We start from the raw sequence: 23,021 nt of genomic DNA, 5'->3' as shown, positions 1-23,021 counted from the left end.
GCGCGTCCGTACGCATCCGCCGGACAATGGGAGGCATGTCTCTCCCCGGCCCCCTGAAGCTCGGCAGCCTCACCGTCGACACCCCTGTGGTGCTCGCGCCGATGGCCGGTGTCACGAACGCCGCCTTCCGGCGCCTGTGCGCCGAGCAGGGCGCGGGTCTCTACGTCTGCGAGATGATCACCTCCCGCGGCCTGGTCGAGGGCGACCAGCACACCAAGGACATGCTCGTCTTCGACGAGGCCGAGACCGTACGCAGCGTGCAGCTCTACGGCACCGACCCGGTCTACGTCGGCAAGGCGACCGAGATCCTCTGCGCCGACTACGGGGTGGCGCACGTCGACCTCAACTTCGGCTGCCCGGTGCCCAAGGTGACCCGCAAGGGCGGCGGGGGAGCCCTGCCCTACAAGCGCGGTCTTCTCGGCGAGATCCTCGAGCACGCCGTGCGGGCGGCGGAGCCCTACGACGTACCGGTGACGATGAAGACCCGCAAGGGCATCGACGACGCCCACCTGACCTACATGGATGCCGGGCGGATCGCCCAGGAGAGCGGCGCCGCGGCGATCGCGCTGCACGGGCGTACGGTCGCCCAGGCCTACTCCGGCACCGCCGACTGGGACGCCATCGCCGAGCTCCAGGCCTCCGTCGACATCCCGGTGCTCGGCAACGGCGACATCTGGGAAGCCGGCGACGCGATCCGGATGGTCGAGGAGACCGGTGTGGACGGTGTCGTCATCGGCCGCGGCTGCCTCGGGCGTCCCTGGCTCTTCCGTGATCTGGCGGCTGCATTCGCCGGTGACAGTGTCAAGGTGCTGCCCACGCTGGGTGAAGTGACCGACATCATGCGGCGCCATGCCGAGCTGCTCTGCGAGCACATGGGCGAGGAGCGCGGTTGCAAGGAGATCCGCAAGCACATCGCGTGGTATCTCAAGGGCTTCGGGGCCGGTGGCGAGCTACGCCGGACCCTCGGTCTGGTGAACAGCCTCGCCGACCTCGACACGATGCTCGCCCAGCTCGACCGGAACGAGCCTTTTCCCTCGTCACAGCTGGGTGCGCCGCGTGGGCGGCAGGGTGCGCCGCGCGACAAGGTGGTCCTTCCGGAGGGGTGGCTGGACGACGCCGACGGGCGTGGCTGCGGGTTCGCCGAGAACGTCTCGGAGACCTCCGGCGGCTGAGGCTCCGGGGCCTGTTCGGATGGGTCCGAATGGCCGTTTCAAGGCTTCGGAATCAGTCGCCCGACAGGTACAAAACAACGCAAAAACTCGGTAAGGGAATTGGAATACCCCCTCTCGTGTGTGCTGTACTCATGGGCGTGCCGAGCCCCCACCAGCACAACCCTCGACGAGTTTCATGCGTTGAAACCGTGGGAAACGCTCGGGCACAGACCATGTAGTCGAGCAAAGGAATTGCGTGTGGCCGGCAGCCACAGAGGCGACACTCGGGCCGTCCGTAAGACCAAATCAATAGTTGCCAGCGCAGGGGTCGCGGTCCTCGCGACAGGCGTCGCAGTCGGCGCCGGAGCCGCATTCGCGGAGCCGACCTCCCTGATCGCCAAGAGCGCCGGCGCTTCCCTCTCCTCGACCAAGGCCGATGTGCCGAGCACCCGTGACGACGCCCGCGTCGCCGGAGACCGTCGTGAGACCGTCGTCAGCCGTGACGGAGGCGACCGCGAGTCGGTCTCCTCGGTCGAGACGCTGACCAAGGGTCCCGAGCAGGTCGAGACCGGCACCGCCAAGGCGCTCAAGCGCTGGACCGACGACACGCTCAACCTGTGGTCCGCCTACGGCAAGCACGCCACCCAGGCCGGTGAGATCGAGGCCGGTGAGGTGGTCTACGCCACCGGCCGCACCGAATCGGGCCGTGACGAGATCATCTACGACGGCGAGGTCGCCTGGGTGACCACCGGTCACCTCACCGACGAGAAGCCCGAGACGACCGGCGTCGCGGCGGGTGTCAGCACGGCGGCCTGCGGCGACTCCTCGGTCGAGAGCGGCCTGGTCGCCGACGCCGTCACCGTCTACCGCGCGGTCTGCAACGCCTTCCCCGAGGTCGCCTCCATGACCGTCGGTGGCTGGGACGCCCACGGCGAGCACTCCTCGGGCAAGGCGCTCGACTTCATGACCGGCGACAAGGCGCTCGGTGACGCGATCGCCGCCTACCTGCAGCAGCACGCCGCGGAGCTCAATCTCTACGACATCATCTGGTATCAGCGGATCTGGACGCCGGTGCGTGCCTCGGAGGGATGGCGCTACATGGAGGACCGCGGGTCCACCACCGCCAACCATTACGACCACGTCCACGTCTCCACCAACTGACGAGACTGATTTCGTACGCAGGTCGGCCCGGGCTCCAACAGCTCGGGCCGACCTGCGTTCTTGGCCTTTCGGTCGATCAACAACTTCGCAAAAGTCTCCGGACGATCGTGGGATACCCCCACAGGTGTGTGCTTGACTCGGTGCCCCCCACGTAGTCGAGCGAAGGATTGCGCAGTGGCCACCAGCCACAGAGGCGATTATCGAGCTGTCCGTAGAACCAAGAATGCCGTGGCGACCGCAGGGATCGTGACGTTCGCGACCAGCGGTGCGATGGCCGCCGGGGCGGCCGCGGCCAACCCCGGCACCGTGATCTCCCAGGTGGAGGAGAGGTCCGGGCTCCGGCTGCCCACGCCGGCCGAGCGGCGTATCGAGGCCGAGGCCCAGGCTGTGGCGAAGATCCCGGCGCTCCCGACGACCCGGGAGGACATCCGGATGTCGAACGACCGCCGGGAGATCACGGGCCGGGAGACGACGGTCAGCCGCGGCGGCGACCGTGAGGCCGGGGCGACCACCGACGCGCTGAGCCAGGTCCCGACGATCGAGTCGCTGATCGAGCGGCCGACCTCGGTCAGCGGCGGTGCCCAGAAGGCGGTGCTGCGCTACGTCCAGGAGGATGTCACCGTCTACGCGTCGTACGGAAAGCGCGCCAAGGAGCTCGGTGTGCTGAAGCTCGGTCGTGCGGTCTACTACACCGGGCGCGACGAGGGCGGCCGCCAGGAGATCGTCCTGGAGGGCACCCCGGTCTGGATCCCGGAGGGCAACCTCGGCCGGAGCGAGCCCGAACCACCGCCCGAGCCCACACCCACGCCGACCCCGACGCCCTCGCCGTCACCGTCGGAGGACGCCCCGGCAGGGCTGGACTTCTCCGCCTGCGGCGACGCCTCGGTCGAGGTGGGCCTGGTCCCCGACGCGGTCGACCTCTACCGCGCGGTCTGCAACGCGTTCCCCGCGGTCGCCTCGGGCACCACCTACGGCTACGACCCGCACGGCGAGCACGCCGACGGCAAGGCGCTCGACTTCATGACCGACGACAAGGAGCTCGGCGACGCCATCGCCGCCTTCGTCCAGGAGCACGCCGCGGAGCTGAACATCTACGACATCATCTGGTACCAGCGCATCTGGACGCCGGTCCGCGCCGACGAGGGCTGGCGGCTGATGGAGGACCGCGGCGACCCGACCGCCAACCACTACGACCACGTGCACGTAGCGGTCAACTGAATCGCCGAGCCGGCTCGTCCTGACCGAGTACGCCGCCGAGTCGGCGCGTCATGACGCGCCGACTCGGCGGGATTTGTGGTCAGTTCGAGCCGACTCGGCGGGCAAGGCCTCGAAGAACGTGATCAGCTCGTCGGCGACCGACTCGGGCGCGAGCACCGGTGCTAAGTGCCCGGCCCCAGGCAGCTCCCAAACCTGCGAGTCGGCGACGTGGCGGGCGATGAACTCCGCCGCCGCGGCGAAGAACTGCCGCAGCCGAGTCTGCTGGCCGAGCAGGAGCAGCACCGGCACGGTGATCCGGGCGAGCTGGTCGGGATCGGTGGACCGGGGCCCGACGTACGACCCGTCCTGCTCGACGAACCGGAGCATCGCCGGCACCCTGTCCGCCCACCTCTCGTAGAAGTCCGTACGCTGCAGGGCGGTGATCTCCTCCTCGGTGCAGATCCACGAGGCGAATGCCCGAGTCGCGTCGCGAAGTCGGCCGTCAGCCACCGCCACGCCCATCCCCTCGAGTGTGCTGAGCGTTCGGGAGAGGTCGTCCGGCCCCATCAGCGGGACGATGGTCGGTTCGTAGACCGAGACGGTGACGACGGCGTCGCTGCGCTCGGCCGTACCCAGAACCCACGCCCCGCTGCCCGACCAGCCGACCAGGTGGACCGGCTCGCCGATGCTGTCGACGAACGCCGTCACGTCGTCCCCCAGGCGCGCCGGCGAGTGGTCGGGGTTGTCGTCGGACAGGCCGCGGCCGCGGGTGCTCGGCAGGTAGCAGGTGAACCGGTCGGTGAGGTGGGGCAGCATCGCGTCCCAGGCGATCTCGCCGTCGCCGATGCCGCCGTGGACCAGGACCAGCGCCGGCCCGCCGCCCTGTACTCGTCCGGTGATCTCGGTGCCGTCGGCGGACACCGCTCGGTGAACCCTCGTGTCGGTCATGGTGATCTCGCTCCTCATGCATGCGCCGCGGATCGGCGCGTCTACAGCGATGCTCGGTCGCGCGGCGACCGGCCCGCATCGGCGCGATTGACCAACTTGCGGCGGCGGCTACGCGGTTCTACGTAGCCGCTTCATCGGGTCACGCCGAGTCCGTGGTCGATGGCGTAGCGGGCCGCCTGGGTCCGGGAGGTGACCCCGATCTTGTGGAAGATGTTGGTCAGGTGCCGGGCGACCGTGCGATCGCTGATGAAGAGGCTCTCGCCGATCTCGCGGTTGGAGCGGCCGTCCGCCACCAGGGTCAGCACCTCACACTCGCGCCGACTCAACCCGTCGGGAGGGGTGGGCGACGGCGGAGTCGCACCCAGGCGTGCGAATCCGGCCTCCGCCTGCTCGGTCTCCGCCGCCGCGGACACCTCGTCGCCGAGGGCTCGATAGGTCCGGGCCAGGAGAGCACAGGTGCGGGCGGCGTCGTACGCCGCACCCAGCTCGTGCCAGCGCCGGCAGGCGTCGCGTAGCACCGGGAGGGCTTCCTGGGCACCGCCCTCGGCCAGGAGCACGGCCCCACGCGCCGCGGCCGCCATCGCCTCCAGCCCCGAGGTGGCGTACGTCGTCGCGGTCTCCGCGAGCTCTGACGCGGCCGCCCTCGCGTCATCGAGTCGCCCTGCGGCGAGCGCGATCTCCACCGCGGCGGCGCACAGCGGCGCCCGCCGCAACGGGTCGTCGCCGACCGCGGTCACCGCGGTGAGCACCGCTGTCGCGGCCCCTGCCGCGTCGCCTCCGGAGAGCTGCAGGAGCGCTCGACCCGGCTGGGGATCCCGACCACGGGTGTGCGCCTCGCCGTAGGCCTGGGCGGCGGTCGGGTCGCTTCGCAGCCGGCGAGTCTCGCCGATGACGTACCAGGCCTCGGCGACGTAGTCGACCCGCATCGCAACGTCCGCCACGACCTTCTGCGCAGAGCGCTCGGCCTCTTTCCAGCTGCCGTGGAGGAGGTGGAGCTGCGCCCGGTGGACGGCACACAGCCCGCCGAAGACCCCCACAGCGGCGAGCGTGGACAGCCAGCGCTCGGTCAGATCGGTCCAGCGGGTCATCCGGTGGAGGTCGCCGACCTCGTGACAGGCAGCGATCGTGTGGCAGTAGAGGGTGCCCGTCATGAACGGCGCGAGACCGCTGCCTGGCGCGGCGATCATGGCCTCGTCGAGCAACGCCAGTCCGTCGATGACCTGGCCGGCCCGGATCAGCGCGCGTCCCTCGCAGTTGAGGCCCAGCAGCACCAACCAGCGTTCGGTGAAGCGGTTGCCGAGGTCCTGCATCCGGCGGGCCGCGTCGACCGCGGCCGCCGGCTGCCCTGCCTGCAGCCTCGGCTCGACCTCGGTCACCTGGATCAGCAGACCGTGCGCGGGGCACTCCGGGAGCTCTTTGAGCAGGCGCCCGGCCCGGCCGATCCATCCCATGCCCCCTGGTACGTCGCCCCGGCCCATGTGGAAGATCCCGAGGCGCAGAGCGGCCCACGCGGCGTCGGCCGACCGGGAGTCGCTCACGAAGGCTTCGAACGCCGCGGCCTCCAGCCGCAGATTGTCCTCGACCCGGCCGAGCCACCACAGGGAATCCGCATAGGCGGCGAGGTCGTCGGCGGTGAGCCGCTCGTCCTCGACGGCGTTGAACCGCGCCGCGGCTTCGGCCCAGTCGTGTGCCCTGTGAGCCTGCTGCGCCAGCCCCAGGATGTCCGCCGCTTCGTTCATCGCCCGTCCCATCGACGAACAGCAGTCTATCGATCGCGGACGGGGCCTGACCCTTCCGCACCGACGCGTCGCTCTGAGGCCGGAGGAACTCGTCGACGCTGGTCGGTCAGCGCAGGCCGTGTTCGTACGCGTAGGCGGTGGCGGCGGCTCGGTTGGGGAGGTCCAGCTTCGTGAGGATGTGGCCGACGTGGGTCGCCACGGTCTTCTCGCTGACGACGAGACGCTCGGCGATCTGACGGTTGGTGAGCCCCCTGGCGATGTGGGCCAGGACTTCTTCCTCGCGGTTGGTCAGACCGTTGGACGGCCGGGCTGCGAGGTGCAGCCCCGCCCTGGCAGCGGCTGCGTCGCGGACCGCGCCCAGGCGGTCGAAGACCGGGATGGCACCGGCGAGCTCCATCTCGGCGCCGTCGTCGTCGCCAACCGCTCGGCACGCAGCCGCGATCAGCAGCCGCGTGCGGGCGGCGTCGTAGGCCGCCTCGAGCTCGTGCCAACCGGCCGACGCTTGCCGTAGGGCGGACAGGGCGGGTGCGGGCTGATCCTCCGCCAGCAGCACGGCACCCAGGACCTGTAGGTGCAGCGCGGTCGCCAGGGGCCGTCGGAGCTTGCCTGCCACCGTGCCAAGCTCCTCGACGGCCGATCGCGCGGCGGCGACATCACCGTCGGCGAGGGTGATCTCGACGTAGCCGGCAGCCAGTCGCGCGCGGGACATGGGGTCACCGGCCTCGTGATATGCCCTCCGGATAGACGCGGCGGCCGCCTCGACCTTTCCCGTGGCCAGGCGCAGCAGCGCGAGCCCGGGCTGCGGATCGCGACCGAGTTCGTTGGCCAGTTGGAACTCGGCCTCGGCGGCGCTGTCCTGGCCACGGAGCCGGCACAGTTCGCCCTTCAGGTACGCGGCGGCGCCCCGCGACAGTTGCCCCACCGGACCGGCCAGGCGGCGGTAAGCCTCTTCGATCTGATCGGCTGCGGCGTCCCAGTCGCCGCGGAGGTACAGCATCTCGGCGCGATGGATCAGACACTGACCTCGGTACAGCATGAGCTCTGGCTGGCTGTCGACCCAGCGGCTCAGTGCGGCTGTCCACGTGTGGGCGCGGCGGACATCGAACAGCTCGGTGCAGCCCTCGATGGCGGTGCAGTAGGCATCGCCGATCGCGATCGCCGAGACGTCGTTGGCCTCGAGGGCGACCATCCCCTCGTCGAGCAGGGCGACACCTTCGTCCACTCGGTCGAGCCAGATCAGGCACCTGCCTTCGCCGATCCGTGCCAGCGCTGCGAGTTCGGGGTCCCGGAAGAGGACGCCGGTCTCCGCCGCCGCGTGAAACGCCTCGTGCCCGGCGCGTACGTCACCGGAGAACGCCGCGCGCAGCCCCGCCGCGTAACGCAGGTAACCGCGTTCGACGCAGTCGATCTTGCGGTCGTCCAACAGCCGCTGCGCGCGGTCGACCCAACCGCCTCCGCGCGACAGGTCGCCGGCGTTCAACAGCCCGAAAGCCAGCCAGAAGGCGCACCGAACCGCCCGTGCGACGTCGCCGAGGTGGGCACACTCCTCGTGCGCACTGATCCAGGCGGACCGGCTCTCGTCGCTGAGCCCGGCGAGATACGCGGCGGACGCCAGCCGCTCGAGATCGTCGACCTCCAGCGGCTCCGCGACCGCGGCCGCGGACAGCTCGTCGTACGCCCGCCGCCAGGCCTGTCGGTTGAACGCCTCGCGTGCGCGTCCGATTCCGTCACCCATGGGCTCATTGTCGCGCGAATTGAGAAGAGCGAGGCCTACCCTTCGCGCCGCCTCGCCGTCGTGAGGACGGCGATCCCGTCGAACACCAGCTCCCCGCCCCTGACGAAGGACTGCCATCCGGCCACGACGTCGTGCTCCAGCGCGGCCAGCCTCGCGTCGTCGAGCGGCGCGATCGCGGCGACCAGGGGGGTGCTGTGGACGTACTGCCAGAGAAACTCCGCCGGGGCGGGCAGGGTAACCGTCAAGACCCTCGTCCGGACGTCGATGTCGTCGAACCCGCTGTCGGTCGCCAGCGTCCGGAGCTGCTCCGGGTCGTACAGCGAGAACACCGCGCGCATGAAGCCCGCCACTTCGGGCGACACGTGCCGCGCGAGCGCCTGCTCGAGGACCGCGAACAGTGGCTGAGTCGGGCCGCCGCCCGTTGCGATGGCGACACGCCCGCCGGGTGCGAGGACGCGGTGCATCTCGCGAAACGCCGATTGCTTGTCCTCGACGAACTGCATGCCGAGTGAGCTGACGACGACGTCGAAGGCGCCATCGGGCAGCGGCAGCGCTGCTGCGTCCCCCTCGTGCCAGTCGATCTCGGCAGTGCTCGCGCGCGCGATCTCCAGCATGCCGGGGCTGAGGTCGAGGCCGGCCACCGATCCGGTCCGCCCGACCTGTTCGGCGGCGCGCCGAGCCACGACGCCGGTGCCGCATGCGATGTCGAGCACCCGCTCACCGGCGCGCAGGTCGGCCGTTTCGAGCAGGGCGCTGGCCCAGGCGGTCCCGATCGTCGGGACGAAGAACCGCTCGTAGTTCTCGACGGGGTTGCCGCTGTGCTGCTTCCACAATCCCGTAATCGTGCTGGTCATCTCCATGCACCTCCTGATTGCGCTTTCACGCGACTGATAACACAATCGATTGTGGTGGCCAGGCCGGCCGCCAACCATGACGGTTAAGCCGAAAGACCTGATGAAAACGCCGAGGTTGGTGGGGCGATGAAAGAGGGCGCAAGCGCTCCCGTCGAGCCGCTGAACGACGCGCTCGAGCGAATCCGCCTCGAGGGCGCCATCTTCATGCGCTGCGAGTTCACCGAACGCTGGGCGCTGTCCGACCTGGGTGGCCCGATGTTCGCCGCGATGATGCATCCCGGCGCCGAGCGCCTGGTCCTGTTCCACGTCGTGGCATCGGGGCGCTGTTGGGTGTCGACCCCCGGCGGCGAGCGCACCTGGGCCAACGCCGGCGAAGTGATCGTGTTCCCGTACGGCGACGAATTCCTTGTCGGTGGCGAGGACCCGGTCGAGCCCGTGCCGGTCATGACCGTCGTCCCCCCGCCGCCGTGGCACGAGATGCCGACGCTCCGCCACGGCGAGGGCGGCTCCCGGACGGACATCGTGTGCGGGTGTTTGTACTCCGAGGACCCGCTGTTCGACCCCGACTTGAAGGCATTCCCTCCCGCGTTCGTCGTGCGTGCGACGGAGGGCCCTGCGCGATCGTGGTTCGACGCCAGCATCGCCTACGCCCTCGAGCAGGCTCCCGGTGGCGGGGGGATCCGACGGACGAAGCTGCCCGAGATGCTGATCATCGAGGTACTGCGCCTGTACCTGTCAACCGCGCCCGGGGCTGACCGGGGCTGGCTCGCGGCCGTGCGTGACCCGGTGCTCGCCCCCGCGATGAAGGCCATCCACGGGCACCCTGGCCGCAGGTGGACCGTCGAGGACCTCGCCAGGGAAACGGCGGTCTCGCGGTCATCGCTCGACGCTCGCTTCCGCGAGGTCCTAGGCCTGTCGCCGATCCGCTACGTCAACGAGTGGCGCATGCGCGTCGCTCAGGACCTGCTCGCCACGACCGAGATGACGGTCGCCGCGATCGCGAGGCGCATCGAGTACGAGTCCGAGGAAGCGTTCAGCCGAGCGTTCAAGCAGGCCAACGCACAGTCGCCCAGTGTTTGGCGGACAAGAAGATCGGCTGGCGGGCCGTCCGTGTCCAGCTAGGCCCAGAACGACGCGTCCTCGGCTGGTCCCGCCGCGATGAACCACATCTCGCGGATTCGACCGTCGTTGAACCGGTAGACGAAGGAGTTGTTCATCTCCAACGTCCGCCCGTTGCGGCCGAAGACGGCGTGTTCCCACTCCGCCCCCCACTCGTCCTCAGCCAGGCAGAACAGCTGCTCGAGCTTCACGTCCCCGTCGGTCAGCTCGAAGACGGTGCCAAGGGCCGCCAGCAGGCCGTCGACTCCGTCGTGGTCGCCTGCGAACGGAATCGGACCGCGGCCGTGGAAGACCATGTCGTCGGTGAAGATTCGGCTCAGCGTCTCGCGGTCGTTCTCGACGATCGCCTGGGTCATCCGCTCGATGACCGCAACATTGGGGTGGTTGCTCATGATGTCCTCCATGTCTCGGGCCTGCTCATGAAAGCGACGGTAGGACGTGGGAACGGCTGCCACATCGGGCGGATTGACGATCCTGCCGCGGGGCGGGGTCAGCAATTCCACTGATCTCGGCAGGGCCTGACAGCTCAGAGGACCGCGCCGCGTGGCGCCACCTCCACCGTGGCGACCCCGCGGGCGTACAACAGCAGCAGCCGATCGCCGTGCCTGCAGCGGATGACGCCGGTGTCGCGCGACAGCGCGGCGGCGACGTGATCGACCGTCTCGGCCTCGCTCGCGGTCTCCGTGTCGTCGTAGATGACGTCCATGCTGTCACCGCTGACGAGCCGGACGCGGAGGACGATGCCGGCCATGGTCACAGGCCGATCTCTCGCGACGAGGACTCGGATCGGGGAGTGGGACCGTTCGACGTCGACATGATGTCCGCCTCTCGACCGGGACGAGCGGAGTCCGGATGGAGGCCTCGTCCCCGGTCAGTCACCCCAAATCTACGCTTGGCCACCAAGACGAACTCCTCGCCCATCCACGAAACCGCTGCGTCGTCAACCTTCGGGAGCAGTCGGTTTCCACGGTCCCTCGATCACGGTCGCTTCTTTGTCGCCGGGCCAGCGCGGCATGGAGACGCACAGGAACCGGAGCGGGTCGGGACCGGTGCAGCGATACTGGAACGCCGTCCCAACGGGAATGTCGATGGAAACGCCGCTTTCCAGAACGGTCGTCTCCTCACCGGTAGCGTCTCGTCGCCAGATCTCCCCCTCGCCCGAGAGAACATGCCAGAACTCGCTCACGGTGGCGTGGACGGTCGCTCGATTCACCTGACCTGGCGGGACGGTCGAGTGGATCATGCCGCCGGTCTCGCCTTCGATCAGGTGCCGGATCTCGGCCCCGGCGGGGGAGCGGCCATCCGGGGCAGCGGGGAACGAGCGGGTTTGCATGGAGAACCTCCTCCTACTTCCCAGCAGCATCCACTTTACGACCAGGCTCGGGGCCACTTCAGAAGTCGTACGATGGCGGTCGAGAGGAGATGGACGCGATGGCCGATCCGGTGGGCGACATCCTCGGGGACTATCGGGCGTTCGCCGCGCAGCAGCACGACCGCCTGCTCGCCCGGGGCATCGACATCCGCCCGTACGCCCTCAGCCACCTGGCGTTCCGCGAGCCGGAATGGGACCAGTACGTCCACGTGCGGACCCTGCTCGAGCGGCACGCGAGTGCGAGCGTCGAGAACGTCTGGAACGGACGTCCGATCTCCCTGATCGTGCTCGCCGAGCCGCTCGAGGTCCTCGACGGAATGTCCGTCTCGCTCATCGAGCTCATTCCGCCCGTTCACCAGCGCGTCTACAAGATGGGCCTCGAGCACCTAGGGGTCGTCATCGGCGATGAGGTGGATGCCTTCTCACGGGAGCACCGCGCCGTCTTGACTGGGCAGCAGTTCCAGAGTCCCGACGTCGAGCCGTACTACGTCCTCTTCGAGGACTTCACTCACGTGAAGTTCTACCGACTGTCCTTGCACGACGGTGTCATCCTCCAAGGAGCGCGGTTCGGCGGGTTCGTCCACGTCGATGACTGGGTCCCGCAGCGCCTCGTGACGGCGACCGGTCCAAATCCTCTGCCGCGGTGAGCGACCGGCGCCTCTATGGGCGCGGCAGCATCCCCAAAACCGGCGGTGCGAGACAGCAGCCACGGCGCATACGCTCGACGTGGCTGTCGGGTCGGTCCTTGCGACCACGAGCATCCGGTCCAGCCCCGCTGGGAGGCCTCATGAAGACATCTTTGCTCCAGCGTCGAGCCGTTGTTGCGGCGGCCGCACTCGCGGCATCACTCGCCTTGGCGGTGTCTCCTGCGAGCGCCGAGCGACCGACTCGAGACAACAACTGTGTCCACCCAACATCCGGGGTCAGTTTCAACGAGCTCTTCGGCGTTCCGGAGCAGTTCGTGAACCCGGTCTGTGAGGGTCTCACGGCGGGTGAACACTGGCGGCCGACGAATTCCTACTTCGGGGCCGAGGCCGCCGACGCCGTCTACCCGCCAGGGTATGTGCCACTGCACGCCTACCCCGTTGACGACGTCCTCGCCAAGCTCACGGTCAAAGTGGTGATCGATGGCGGCACCAGCCAGCAGCAGACCTACACATTCTCCCCGGCGGACAAGGATGCGTTCCGCACAGATGTCAGGATCCACGACCTCAACCCGTCGTTCCCCGACATCCCGTCGTTCTTCGTCATCCCCCGCATGGCGCCGCTGAGCGTCGGACACCACACCCATGAGCTCATCTGGGTGCTGACCGCCCAGCACTGCGACGGAATCAGCACTGACCCAGACGTCAGCTGCCTCCCCGCCGGCGAGTTCTCGGCATTCGTGCGACCAGCGGACGTCTCGATCCCCGAGCCTGTTCCCGCTGGCTGAGCCGGCGCAACTGTCCCAACCAGAACCGCCGAGTCGGCGCAACTGCCCCAAGACGCTGGGACAGACACGCCGACTCGACGTCGTGAGGCGGGACAGTTGCGCCGGCTCGATGGGAGGGAGGGTCAGATCAAGGCGCTCAGCGGGGTGGGCTTGCGGCCGCCGATCTGCTCGACGACGTCGGTCAAGGTGGCGAGCTTGCCGAGCCGGGTCGCGGTGCCGAACGAGGTGAGCAGCGGAGCGATGAAGTCCGGGAGGCCCGCGGCGACCAGGCCGGCGGTGTAGGCCTCGTCGTCGACCTGGACGACTTCGACCGGCTTGCCGGACTGCTGGGTGGCGAGCTCGGCCAGGTCGGCCGCGGTGTAGGCCTGCGGGCCGGTGACGTCATACGCCTTGCCCTCGTGACCCTCGCCGGTCAGCACCCCGACGGCGACGGCCGCGCAGTCCTCGCGGGTGACGTAGGCCGCACCGCCGTCGCCGACGTTGGTGACCAGCTGACCGCTCGCGGCGGCCTGGGCGATGGTGTCGACCTGCATGTCGGCGTAGAGGTTGTTGCGCAGCATGGTCCAGGCCAGGCCGCTCTCGCGCAGCGCCTCCTCGGTGGCGGCGTGGTCGGCGACGACGCCGGCGGGGTTGTCCGCGGTCGGCTCGGACACCGAGGTGTAGGCCATGTGGCTCACGCCCGCCTTGACGGCCGCGCCGATGGCGGCGAGGTGGCCCTCGACGCGGGCGCCGACGGCGTCGGTCGAGATCAGCAGCACGCGGTCGGCGCCGTCGAAGGCGTCGACGAGCTCGTCGGGCTTGCTGAAGTCGGCGGCGCGTACGTCGGCACCGCGCTCGGCGTAGTCGGCGAGCTTGGCGGGGTCGCGGGTGAGGAGCACGACCTCGGCGGGGTCGACGGTGGCGAGGAGCTGGTCGGCGACGAGCCGGCCGAGCTGGCCGGAGGCGCCGGTGATGGCGATGGTCATGAGAGTCCTATCTGTAGTCACAGCGATGACGGTTTCATAAATGTAGTCATACCGATGGCAATAAGGCAAGATGGGACCATGGCCAGTCCGACGAACACCCGTTTCGCGGTGGCCGTCCATGTCCTGACCTACCTCGCTTCGTGTGCTGCCGCCGGCCGCACGACGCCGGTCAGCTCGGACGAGCTCGCCGGCAGCACCGCCGTCAACCCGGTCCACGTACGCAAGGTGCTGGGGCCGCTGCGTACGGCCGGTCTGGTGCGGTCCCGTCCCGGCGCCCACGGGGGATGGGATCTGGCGGCCGACCCCGGGACGGTGAACCTCGCCCAGGTGTGGCAGGTGCTGCAGGGTGACGACCCGGTCCTCGGGATCCACGGACCCAACCCCGCCTGCGCGGTGGGTGCCAGCATCCAGGGCGTTCTCGTCGACCTCGACCGCCGGGTGGCCCGGGCCGTCCTCGACGAGCTCGCCGGGATCACGCTCGACGAGGTGATGTCGACGGCCGGTTTCGACGCGGAGGACTTCGCGGCCCTGCTGCCCTGAGGGGCGTCTCGCGCTTGACCGCAACGTCCACAACGTCCGTTACGTCGGCAACGTTGACCTGTGGCGCGCGTCACCCGCAGTCTCGGGTGTCACCACGTGACGGTCAGCACACCGCGTACAGAACCAGGATCGGCAATGCTCGTAGCACTCGGCTTCATGATGGTCGCCCTCTTCATGTTCCTGATCATGTCCAGACGGGCGACCCCGGTCGTCGGACTCATCGCGGTGCCGGTGGCGTTCGGCATCGCCGCGGGCGCCGGCCTGGGTATCGGCGACATGATCGTCGATGCCGTCAAGGAGCTCGCGCCGACCGCGGCGATGCTGTTCTTCGCGATCATCTTCTTCGGGATCATGATCGACGTCGGCCTGTTCGACCCGCTGGTGAAGCTGATCCTGCGGATGGTCGGCCATGACCCGATGCGTCTGGTCGTGGGGACCGCTGTCCTGGCGATGGTGGTCTCGCTCGACGGCGACGGGTCGACCACGTTCATCATCGTGACCTCCGCGCTGCTCCCGCTCTATCTGAAGCTCGGGGTCAGCCCGGTCGTGCTCACCGTCGTGGCCGGCCTCGCGAACGGTGCGATGAACATCTTGCCGTGGGGTGGCCCGACCGCCCGCGCTGCCGCGTCACTCGGGGTCTCGCCCTCCGAGGTGTTCGTGCCGATGATCCCGTCGATGATCGCCGGCCTGGTCGTCGTGCTGGCCTTCGCGGCCCACCTGGGCTACCTGGAGCGTCGCCGGATCGGCTCGCTGGAGCTGGCCGAGGTGACCGCGTCCGCCGAGGAGCGTGTGCTCGTCGGCGCCGGTGCGCCGGTGAAGGTCTCCGGCGGAGCGGGCGGCGGAGCCGGCAGCACGGGGCGTGAGGACGACGAGAACGACGAGGACGGCTCCGACTGGTTCGCCGAGGGGCTCGACCCGAAGCGCCCGACGCTGCGACCGCGGCTGTTCTGGTTCAACGGGCTCCTGACGACCGCGCTGCTGGTCGTGCTGGTGCTCGACATCCTGCCGATCCTGGTGCTCTTCATGGTCGCCGCCGCCATCGCGCTGGTCGTGAACTTCCCACAGGTCAAGGAGCAGCAGGAGGCGATCACCCGGCACGCCCCGAGCATCGTCTCCGTGGTGGCGATGGTGTTCGCCGCGGCCGTGCTGACCGGGGTGTTCCAGGGCACCGGCATGGTCGAGGCGATGGCGCGGTGGCTGATCGACATCATCCCGCCCGCGCTCGGCCCGCACATGGCCGTGGTCACCGGCCTGCTCAGCCTCCCGTTCACCTTCTTCATGAGCAACGACGCCTTCTACTTCGGCGTCCTCCCGGTCCTCTCCGAGGCGGCCTCGACCTACGGCATCACGCCGGCCGAGATGGCGCGCGCCTCGATCACTGGTCAGACCTTCCACATGCAGAGCCCGCTCGTGCCCGCCATCCTGCTGCTGGTGACTCTGGCGCGGGTGCCGCTCGCCGATCACCACAAGAAGGTGCTGTGGCGTGCGGCGGCGGTCTCGGTCACGATGCTGGTCATCGGGGTGCTGACCACGGCGATCCCGCTGTAGCCCGCTAGCCTCGGGGGCGTGGAGCTATACGGGGCCGCCGACCGCGAGCGGATCGTCGCCGAGCCGCCCAAGCGGGTGGCGGCGCCGGAGCGTACGCAGTTCGAGCGCGACCGCGCCCGCGTGGTGCATGCCGCCTCGACCCGGCGGCTGGCGGCGAAGACGCAGGTCGTGGGGCCGCAGGCCGACGACTTCGTACGCAACCGGCTGACCCACTCCCTCGAGGTCGCCCAGGTCGCGCGGGACCTGTCGCGTGCCCTCAACGGGCCGGACTCGCCGCAGCCAGACATCGCCGAGACGGCGGCCCTCGCGCACGATCTCGGGCACCCGCCGTTCGGGCACAACGGCGAGAACGTGCTCGCCGAGCACGCGAAGGGGATCGGCGGGTTCGAGGGCAACGCCCAGACGCTGCGGATCCTGACCCGGCTCGAGGCGAAGACCTTCGACGCCGCGGGGCGCTCGGTCGGGCTCAACCTGACCCGGGCCACCCTGGACGCGTGCACCAAGTACCCGTGGGGATTCGGCGAGCGGAAGGGTTCGAAGTTCGGGGTCTACGAGGACGACCTGCCGGTCTTCACCTGGCTGCGCACCGCGGACGCGGGGGAGCGGCAGTGCGTCGAGGCGCAGATCATGGACCTCTCCGACGACGTCGCCTACTCCGTCCATGACGTCGAGGACGGCATCGTCGCCGGAAAGATCGACCTCGCCCGGCTCGACCTCGACGGCGTCGCCGAGACGGTCGCCGACTGGTACGTCCCCGGCTTCGACCGCGCCCTCGCGGTCTCGACCATCGCCGACCTGAGCGCCGCCGGCTGCTGGATCCCCGAGGGTGCTGCGTACGACGCCTCTCGTCGTTCCCGGGCCATGCTCAAGAACCTGACCTCCGACGTCATCGGCCGGTTCTGCGGGGCCGTGAAGGAGGCGACGTACGCCGCCGGCGGCGGTCCCTACGTCCGCTACGGCGCCGACCTGGTGGTGCCGGAGCAGACCCGGACGGAGATCGCGCTGCTGAAGGGGATCGCGGCGCACTACGTGATGCGCACCGACGAGCGCGCCGCGAAGATGGACCGTCAGCGAGGTGTTCTCGGTGAGCTGGTCGAGCACCTCGTCACCACCGCGCCGACCGACCTCGACCGCCAGTTCGCCGACGACTGGCGTGCCGCGGCCGACGACGCGGCCCGGCTCCGCGTCGTGATCGACCAGGTCGCCTCGCTCACCGACATCACCGCGCTGGCCTGGCACGAGCGGCTCTGCCGGCGCCTATGACCACCCCTTGTGGGCACGACATTTAAGCGTTACCTTAAATGTCGTGACCGATGTCTGGTACGCCGTCTCCGACTCCACCCGCCGCCAGGTCCTGGCTCGGGTGGCCGCCGGGCCGTGCTCGGTGGGAGAGATCACCGACGCGCTGCCGGTGAGCATGGCCGCGGTGTCCCAGCACCTCAAGATCCTGCGTGAGGCCGGCCTGGTGTCGATGACCCCGGCCGGGCGGCGACGGATCTACCAGGCCCGGCTCGAGGGCCTGGCCGAGCTGCGCGCCGAGCTGGAGACCTACTGGACCCAGGCGCTGCATTCGTTCAAGCAGGTGGCTGAGGCCAGCTACCGGGCAGAGCAGGAGCCGCAATGAGCATCACCCGTGAACCCACGTCCGTGGACCTGGAGATCACCGTCGACGTCCCGGTCGAGCACGCCTTCAAGGTGTTCACCGAGGACTTCGACCGGATCAAGCCGCGCGACCACAACATGCTCCCCGTCGAGATCGCCGAGACGGTGCTGGAGCCTCACGTCGGCGGCCGCGTCTACGACCGCGGTGTCGACGGCAGCACCTGTCAGTGGGCGCGCGTCCTGGTCGTCGAGCCGCCCCACCGCCTGGTGATCTCCTGGGACATCACTCCGGCCTTCCAGCTCGAACCCGACCCGGCGCGGTGCAGCGAGGTCGAGTTCACCTTCACCTCGGTGGGGCCCGAGCAGACCCACGTACGCCTCGAGCACCGCCACCTCGACCGGCACGGCGCCGGGTGGCAGGGGTGGCGCGACCGGGCCGCCGGAGCCGACGCCTGGGGGATCTACCTGGAGCGCTTCCGGGCTCTCGCGGAGGCGTGATTGGGCGTGAACCGGACCGCGCTCGCGACCGCCGAGAGACACGATCTCGCCGACTTCCTCGAGACGCTGACGCCGGAGCAGTGGGATCGGCGGTCGCTGTGTCAGGGCTGGACGGTGCGCGACGTGGTCGCGCACCTGATCAGCTACGAGGAGGTCGGGATGCTGCGCTTCATCGGCGGGTTCGTGCGTCACGGGTTCAGGTTCGGGAGCATGAACGAGCGTCGGCTGGAGGAGTTCGGGTCCAGGACGCCCGCCGAGCTCGTCGCCTATGTGCGTTCCCATGCGAAGCCGTCGGGGCCGACGGCGGTGGCGGACGCCCGGATCGGGCTCACCGACGGCCTCATCCACCACCAGGACATCCGGCGCGCGCTCGGACGTCCTCGGCAGGTGCCGCCCGAGCGGCTCGCCCCGGTCCTCGACTTCGCGATGATCGCGCCGCCACTGCCGGCGAAGCAGAACGTCCAGGGGCTGAGGCTGATGGCCACCGATCTCGACTGGTCGCACGGGAGCGGTGTGGAGGTCACCGGCCCGGGCGAGGCGTTGCTGATGGCGGTCTGCGGACGGGCGCACGCGCTGCCCGAGCTGATGGGGCCCGGCCTGAGGACGCTGGAGAGCAGGGTGCGGCCCGCGCAGTGAGCCGCGGTCGGCCGTTCCATGAGAGTCTCCCGGTGTGAGCGATCCCCTCGTCTGGCTGCCCTTCGAACCGTCCGAGCTGGGCACGGTGCCCACAGGTCTCCGTTTCGAGCTCTTCGACCACACCCGCTTCGCCGGCTCCCACGTGGAGGTGCCGGACTCGGTCGGCGAGGTGGCCTTCTACCTGCCGCCCTACATGCTCGGCTCGCGCATCTTCGACGTCGTCAGCCAGATGAAGTCGCTCCAGGTGGTGCAGCTGCTCACCGCGGGGGTCGACGCCGCCCGCGGTCACATCCCCGAGGGCGTGACGCTGTGCAACGGCCGCGGCATCCACGACACCTCGACCGCCGAGCTCGCCGTCACGCTGATCCTCGCCTCGCTGCGGGGCATCCCCGGTCACGTACGTCATCAGGACGAGCACGCCTGGCGGCCGGGCTGGTTCCCGTCGCTCGCCGACAAGCGGGTCCTGATCGTCGGCTACGGAGCCATCGGCCGGGCCATCGAGGCGCGGCTGCTGCCGTTCGAGACCGAGGTGGTCGGGGTCGCCCGGACGGCCCGTGACGGCGTGCACGCCTTCGACGAGCTCGCCGACCTCGTGCCCGAGGCCGACGTGATCGTGCTGGCCACGCCGCTGACCGATGAGACCCGTGGCCTGGTCGACAGCGAGTTCCTGGGCCGGATGAAGGACGGCGCGCTGCTGGTCAACGTCGCCCGCGGTGGTGTGATCGCGACCGGCGACCTGGTCGCCGAGCTCGCCACCGAGCGGATCCACGCGGCCATCGACGTCGCCGAGACCGAGCCGCTCCCGGCCGACAGCCCGCTGTGGAGCTCGCCCAACCTGCTCATCACCCCGCACGTCGGTGGCGCCTCGAGCGCGATGTGGCCGCGCGCCTATCGGGTCGTCCGCGAGCAGCTCGAGCGGTTCGCCGCGGGTGAGCCGCTGGCCAACGTGATGTCGGGGGACTACTGATGCTGCGGATCGCGGTCGTCCAGGAGACGGCGGTGCCGGGCGACGTGGCAGCCAACGTCGCGACGGCCGCGGACCGGGTCCGCGAGGCGGCCGCGAAGGGTGCCCGGCTGGTCGCGCTCCCCGAGACGTTCACGACCTCCTGGGACCTCGACGCGTTCGACGGCCCGCTGCCCACGCTCGACGACACCGGCTGGCTCGCCCCGGCACAGGCCGCGGTCGACGAGACCGGCGCGGTGCTCGTGCTCAACTCGCCCCTCGCTCGAGCCGGAGACGGACGGCGGGCGATCACCAGCCTGGTGATCGCGCCGGGGGAGGAGCCGGTCGCGGCGTACGACAAGCAGCATCTCTACCCGCCGGAGGTCGAACGCTTCGAGCCCGGCGAGCACGGCACCACGATCGAGATCGACGGGATCCGGGTGGCGCTGTCGGTCTGCTACGACGCCAACTTCCCCGAGCACGCCGCCGCGGCGGCCGCCGACGGCGCGATCCTCTACCTCAACACCGGCGCCTACTTCCCCGGCGGAGGTCACCGGCGCGACCTGCACTACGCCGCGCGGGCGCTGGACAACTCGATGTACGTCGCCTTCGCCGGTCTCGTCGGCGGGCCGCTCGGCCTGATCGGCGGCTCGGCGGTCTACGACCCGGTCGGGCGGCCGCTCGAGCGGCTCGACGACGCCACGCCCGGCATGGTCGTCGCCACGATCGACCCGGCCGAGGTGGCGCGGGTCCGCGACGAGCAGCGGATGTGGGCCGACCGCCGAGCGGACCTCGGGCCGCGGCGTACGCTCCGGGTCTAGGCCGAAGGTTCCTCGGCGACGAGCTTCCCGAAGGCGATCATCCGGTTGTCGGTGTGGAAGAGCTCGGAGCAGGTGGTCAGGGTGATCAGGCGCTGTCCCTTCCGCTGCGCGGGTTCGACCCCGCCCGGCTCAGGGTTGTCGGGAAGCCGGTCGGTGACCCAGACCGAGGTGAACGGCACGACCAGGTCGTCGCCGTCGCTGGTGAGGGCATAGACGTACGTCTTCTCCCTGGTCAGCACGCGGATCTTGTCGCCTTCGCGGAGCTTGGGGAGGTCGCGCAGCGGCTCGCCGTGGGTGATCCGGTGGCCGGCGAGCGCGAAGTTGCCGACCTCTCCGGGCCCGGCGGTGCCATCGAGGTGACCGAAGCCGGCGCCGAGCGCCCGGTCGGAGGTGCCCTCGAGGACCGGGATCCGGTAGTCCTCGCCGAAGCGCGGGATCTCGACGAGAGCCTCGGCCGAGCCGAACTCGGTGCTCACCTCGGTCCGCCCCGACCCCCAGGCCTCCTCGATCTTCGAGGTCGCGTCCTGCTGGCGTTCCCTGCTGAGCACGGTGGTGCCGTAGAGCTCCCAGGCGACGTACCCGATGACCCCGGCACCGGCCAGGATCATCGCGATGCCGAGCCAGAGGACCGCCCGGCGTACCCCGGCGCGAGGGCGAGTGGTGGTGGACATCAGGTCAAGCATCTCAGCCTGATCCTCCGCCCCGTAGGATCAGGCGTTGTGGCGGGCCGCATCAAGGAGACGAGCATCCAAGAGGTGCGCGAGAAGGCGCGCCTCGACGACATCGTCTCCCAGTATGTGACCCTTCGCCGCGCCGGGCCGGGGACGTACAAGGGCCTGTGCCCGTTCCACGACGAGAAGTCGCCGTCCTTCAACGTCAACCCGAGCCGCGGGTTCTACAAGTGCTTCGGCTGCGGCGAAGGCGGCGACGTCATCGACTTCGTGATGAAGCTCGACGGGCTGAGCTTCTTCGAGGCGGTCGAGCGGCTCGGCGACAAGGTCGGCGTGCAGGTCCAGCGCGAGGAGGGCGACGAGGCGCCGGTCCGGCGAGGACCGGGTCGCGGCAAGCTGGTCGAGGCCCACAAGGTCGCGGCCGAGTTCTACGCCGAGCAGCTGCTGACCCCCGACGCCGTCGTGGCGCGCCAGTTCCTCGACGAGAAGGGCTTCGACCGGGATGCGGCGGCGCACTTCGGGGTCGGGTTCTCGCCGCGCGGGGGAGAGGACCTCTACCGCCATCTTCGGGCTCGAGGCTTCAGCGACGAGGAGGTCGTCACCGCCGGCCTGGTGGCGCAGGGACGGTCCCACTACGACCGGTTCCGCGGCCGGCTGATGTGGCCGATCCGGGAGTCGGGCGGCGACGTCATCGGCTTCGGCGCGCGCCGCCTCTTCGACGACGACCGCATCGAGGCGAAATACCTCAACACCTCCGAGACGCCGATCTACAAGAAGTCGCACGTCCTCTACGGCATCGACCTGGCCCGCAAGGAGATGGCCCGCACCCGCGAGGCGGTGATCGTGGAGGGCTACACCGACGTGATGGCCTGCCACCTCGCCGGGATCACCACCGCGGTCGCGACCTGCGGCACCGCGTTCGGCGACGACCACGCGAAGGTGCTGCGCCGGTTCATCTCCGACGACCAGCAGCTGCGGGGCGCGGTGGTGTTCACCTTCGACGGTGACGCGGCCGGCCAGGCCGCGGCGCTGAAGGCGTTCAAGGGCGACGGCAACTTCACCTCGCAGACCTACGTCGCCGTCGAGCCCGACGGCCTCGACCCCAACGACCTGCGGATCAAGAAGGGCGACGAGGCGGTCCGCGAGCTCCTCGTAAACCGCGTCCCGCTCTACGAGTTCGTGCTGCGCAACGTCGCCTCGAAGTACGACCTGGACCGTGCCGACGGGCGGATCGACGCGCTGCGGGAAGCGGCGCCGCTGGTCGCCTCCGTGCGCGACGAGTCCAAGAAGATGGGTTTCACCCGGGACCTGGCGCGCTTCCTCGGTGTCGACCCCGACGAGGCCGCCAGAGAGGTACGCCGCGCCGCCGGTCGTCCGGCGCCATCGGCTGCTCCGTCACGGCGTGAGCCCACCGCCTCCCCGGAGGCGCCGGCCGCGCCGCGCCGTCCACCGATGCCACACCCGCGCGAGCCTCGCTTCACGGTCGAGCGCGAGACCCTGAAGCTCTTCGTACAGCACCCGGTCGCCCTCGGCCGCACCACCGGCGAGATCACCCCCGAGGCCTTCACCCACCCGCTTTACCGGGCGCTGTGGGAGACCATCGCCGGCCTCGGTGGCCCCGGCGCCGGCACCGGTGATGCCGCCTGGGCCCAGAAGCTCGGCGCCGCCGCCTCCGACCCGCTCGTCAACCGCATCCTCGCCGAGCTCGCCGTGGAGCCGATCCCGTCCGCGAAGGAGCCGGATGCTGCGTACGTCCTGCAATATGTCGTACGCCTCCTCGAGTTCCTCGACCAGCGCCGCATCGCCGACGTGAAGAGCCGTCTGCAGCGCTCCGACGCGGCCGCCGACCCCGAGGGCTACAACCGTCTTTTCGCCCAGCTCGCCGCCCTCGAGCAGCACCGTCGCGGCCTCCGCAACCTCGTCGCCGAATGAGGGCATGCCGATTTCCGATCGCCGCTTCCGAGTTGCTAAGGTTTCACCCGCGCCGCAAGGTGCAATTCCCCTGTAGCTCAATTGGCAGAGCATTCGGCTGTTAACCGGAGGGTTGTTGGTTCGAGTCCAACCGGGGGAGCAAGAAAACTCCGTCTGA

24 protein-coding genes and 1 tRNA gene are annotated in these 23,021 nt (G+C 69.8%); 16 read left to right on the top strand and 9 right to left on the bottom strand.

All coding sequences use genetic code 11. The features are described 5' to 3' along the window. Positions 1-35: 35 nt before the first annotated feature. The 3 genes from dusB to ACIA03_RS26940 all read left to right on the top strand — a co-directional run bounded on the left by dusB (position 36) and on the right by ACIA03_RS26940 (position 3,530). Positions 36-1,172, top strand: a complete 1,137-nt coding sequence (dusB, locus tag ACIA03_RS26950; protein ID WP_396988345.1) for a tRNA dihydrouridine synthase DusB — start codon at positions 36-38, stop codon at positions 1,170-1,172. A gap of 237 nt (positions 1,173-1,409) precedes the next feature. Then, complete coding sequence (locus ACIA03_RS26945) at positions 1,410-2,312, top strand: mucin-2 protein (protein ID WP_396988343.1); 903 nt, start codon at positions 1,410-1,412, stop codon at positions 2,310-2,312. A 228-nt stretch (positions 2,313-2,540) separates the two neighbouring features. After that, positions 2,541-3,530, top strand: a complete 990-nt coding sequence (locus ACIA03_RS26940) for a mucin-2 protein (RefSeq protein WP_396988341.1) — start codon at positions 2,541-2,543, stop codon at positions 3,528-3,530. 48 nt (positions 3,531-3,578) lie between these two features. On the opposite strand, the gene ACIA03_RS26935 is transcribed toward ACIA03_RS26940, so the two are convergent. The 4 genes from ACIA03_RS26935 to ACIA03_RS26920 form a co-directional block, all read right to left on the bottom strand. After that, positions 3,579-4,457 carry an alpha/beta fold hydrolase gene (locus ACIA03_RS26935; protein WP_396988339.1) on the bottom strand — a complete coding sequence of 293 codons (879 nt, stop codon included), beginning with the start codon at positions 4,455-4,457 and terminating at the stop codon, positions 3,579-3,581. Between the two features lie 131 nt (positions 4,458-4,588). Next, the gene (locus ACIA03_RS26930; RefSeq protein ID WP_396988337.1) at positions 4,589-6,196 is read right to left on the bottom strand and encodes a LuxR C-terminal-related transcriptional regulator; all 1,608 of its coding nucleotides are present in this window, start codon (positions 6,194-6,196) and stop codon (positions 4,589-4,591) included. Positions 6,197-6,302: 106 nt separating this feature from the next. Then, complete coding sequence (locus ACIA03_RS26925) at positions 6,303-7,931, bottom strand: LuxR C-terminal-related transcriptional regulator (RefSeq protein ID WP_396988335.1); 1,629 nt, start codon at positions 7,929-7,931, stop codon at positions 6,303-6,305. 35 nt (positions 7,932-7,966) lie between these two features. Continuing rightward, positions 7,967-8,791 carry a methyltransferase domain-containing protein gene (locus ACIA03_RS26920; protein WP_396988333.1) on the bottom strand — a complete coding sequence of 275 codons (825 nt, stop codon included), beginning with the start codon at positions 8,789-8,791 and terminating at the stop codon, positions 7,967-7,969. A gap of 120 nt (positions 8,792-8,911) precedes the next feature. On the opposite strand from ACIA03_RS26920, the gene ACIA03_RS26915 reads away from it, so the two are divergent. Then, a complete protein-coding gene (locus tag ACIA03_RS26915) occupies positions 8,912-9,907 on the top strand; it encodes an AraC family transcriptional regulator (protein ID WP_396988331.1) in 996 nt (331 codons plus the stop codon). Here the strand turns inward: ACIA03_RS26915 and ACIA03_RS26910 are convergent. The 3 genes from ACIA03_RS26910 to ACIA03_RS26900 form a co-directional block, all read right to left on the bottom strand. Then, positions 9,904-10,296, bottom strand: a complete 393-nt coding sequence (locus ACIA03_RS26910; protein ID WP_396988329.1) for a nuclear transport factor 2 family protein — start codon at positions 10,294-10,296, stop codon at positions 9,904-9,906. The genes ACIA03_RS26915 and ACIA03_RS26910 overlap by 4 nt on opposite strands. 134 nt (positions 10,297-10,430) lie before the next feature. After that, complete coding sequence (locus tag ACIA03_RS26905) at positions 10,431-10,655, bottom strand: hypothetical protein (RefSeq protein ID WP_396988327.1); 225 nt, start codon at positions 10,653-10,655, stop codon at positions 10,431-10,433. Positions 10,656-10,844: 189 nt separating this feature from the next. Beyond that, positions 10,845-11,237 (bottom strand): cupin domain-containing protein, encoded by a 393-nt coding sequence (locus ACIA03_RS26900; RefSeq protein WP_396988325.1) that lies wholly within the window; start codon positions 11,235-11,237, stop codon positions 10,845-10,847. A gap of 98 nt (positions 11,238-11,335) precedes the next feature. On the opposite strand from ACIA03_RS26900, the gene ACIA03_RS26895 reads away from it, so the two are divergent. Together ACIA03_RS26895 and ACIA03_RS26890 are read left to right on the top strand one after the other, a co-directional pair. Continuing rightward, the gene (locus tag ACIA03_RS26895; RefSeq protein WP_396988323.1) at positions 11,336-11,923 is read left to right on the top strand and encodes a VOC family protein; all 588 of its coding nucleotides are present in this window, start codon (positions 11,336-11,338) and stop codon (positions 11,921-11,923) included. Between the two features lie 314 nt (positions 11,924-12,237). Beyond that, the gene (locus tag ACIA03_RS26890) at positions 12,238-12,708 is read left to right on the top strand and encodes a hypothetical protein (RefSeq protein WP_396988321.1); all 471 of its coding nucleotides are present in this window, start codon (positions 12,238-12,240) and stop codon (positions 12,706-12,708) included. 122 nt (positions 12,709-12,830) lie between these two features. Here the strand turns inward: ACIA03_RS26890 and ACIA03_RS26885 are convergent, their stop codons facing one another. Further along, positions 12,831-13,673, bottom strand: coding sequence for an SDR family oxidoreductase (locus tag ACIA03_RS26885; RefSeq protein WP_396988319.1), 843 nt, complete (start codon positions 13,671-13,673; stop codon positions 12,831-12,833). 78 nt (positions 13,674-13,751) lie between these two features. Between ACIA03_RS26885 and ACIA03_RS26880 the strand changes: the two genes are divergently transcribed. The 8 genes from ACIA03_RS26880 to ACIA03_RS26845 all read left to right on the top strand — a co-directional run bounded on the left by ACIA03_RS26880 (position 13,752) and on the right by ACIA03_RS26845 (position 20,261). Then, positions 13,752-14,213, top strand: coding sequence for an Rrf2 family transcriptional regulator (locus ACIA03_RS26880; RefSeq protein WP_396988317.1), 462 nt, complete (start codon positions 13,752-13,754; stop codon positions 14,211-14,213). Between the two features lie 135 nt (positions 14,214-14,348). Continuing rightward, positions 14,349-15,761: a CitMHS family transporter gene (locus ACIA03_RS26875; RefSeq protein ID WP_396988315.1), complete on the top strand. Its 1,413-nt coding sequence runs from the start codon at positions 14,349-14,351 to the stop codon at positions 15,759-15,761. A gap of 18 nt (positions 15,762-15,779) precedes the next feature. Next, entirely contained in the window at positions 15,780-17,024 is a 1,245-nt protein-coding gene (locus ACIA03_RS26870; protein WP_396988313.1) for a deoxyguanosinetriphosphate triphosphohydrolase, read from the top strand. A gap of 43 nt (positions 17,025-17,067) precedes the next feature. Next, positions 17,068-17,385: a metalloregulator ArsR/SmtB family transcription factor gene (locus ACIA03_RS26865; RefSeq protein ID WP_141795774.1), complete on the top strand. Its 318-nt coding sequence runs from the start codon at positions 17,068-17,070 to the stop codon at positions 17,383-17,385. Then, a complete protein-coding gene (locus ACIA03_RS26860) occupies positions 17,382-17,861 on the top strand; it encodes an SRPBCC family protein (RefSeq protein ID WP_396988310.1) in 480 nt (159 codons plus the stop codon). The genes ACIA03_RS26865 and ACIA03_RS26860 overlap by 4 nt, the downstream gene beginning before the upstream one ends. Positions 17,862-17,867: 6 nt before the next feature. Next, positions 17,868-18,497 (top strand): maleylpyruvate isomerase family mycothiol-dependent enzyme, encoded by a 630-nt coding sequence (locus ACIA03_RS26855; RefSeq protein WP_396988308.1) that lies wholly within the window; start codon positions 17,868-17,870, stop codon positions 18,495-18,497. 34 nt (positions 18,498-18,531) lie between these two features. After that, positions 18,532-19,464, top strand: a complete 933-nt coding sequence (locus ACIA03_RS26850) for a 2-hydroxyacid dehydrogenase (RefSeq protein ID WP_396988306.1) — start codon at positions 18,532-18,534, stop codon at positions 19,462-19,464. After that, a complete protein-coding gene (locus ACIA03_RS26845) occupies positions 19,464-20,261 on the top strand; it encodes a carbon-nitrogen hydrolase family protein (protein ID WP_396988304.1) in 798 nt (265 codons plus the stop codon). The genes ACIA03_RS26850 and ACIA03_RS26845 overlap by 1 nt, the downstream gene beginning before the upstream one ends. Here ACIA03_RS26845 and ACIA03_RS26840 read toward each other — a convergent pair. Beyond that, on the bottom strand, positions 20,258-20,932 hold the full coding sequence (locus ACIA03_RS26840) for a class E sortase (protein ID WP_396988302.1): 675 nt from the start codon (positions 20,930-20,932) through the stop codon (positions 20,258-20,260). The two genes, ACIA03_RS26845 and ACIA03_RS26840, sit on opposite strands and share 4 nt — an antisense overlap. Before the next feature lie 48 nt (positions 20,933-20,980). On the opposite strand from ACIA03_RS26840, the gene dnaG reads away from it, so the two are divergent. Together dnaG and ACIA03_RS26830 are read left to right on the top strand one after the other, a co-directional pair. Next, positions 20,981-22,864: a DNA primase gene (gene dnaG / locus ACIA03_RS26835; RefSeq protein WP_396988300.1), complete on the top strand. Its 1,884-nt coding sequence runs from the start codon at positions 20,981-20,983 to the stop codon at positions 22,862-22,864. A gap of 66 nt (positions 22,865-22,930) precedes the next feature. Beyond that, positions 22,931-23,003: transfer RNA gene (locus tag ACIA03_RS26830), tRNA-Asn, on the top strand. Positions 23,004-23,021 lie beyond the last annotated feature (18 nt).

Origin of the sequence: Nocardioides sp. NPDC051685 (assembly GCF_044453405.1) — a bacterium.
GTDB lineage: Bacteria > Actinomycetota > Actinomycetes > Propionibacteriales > Nocardioidaceae > Nocardioides.
Note: the sequence above shows the minus strand (reverse complement) of the source record. Positions and strands in the feature narration are given on the sequence as shown.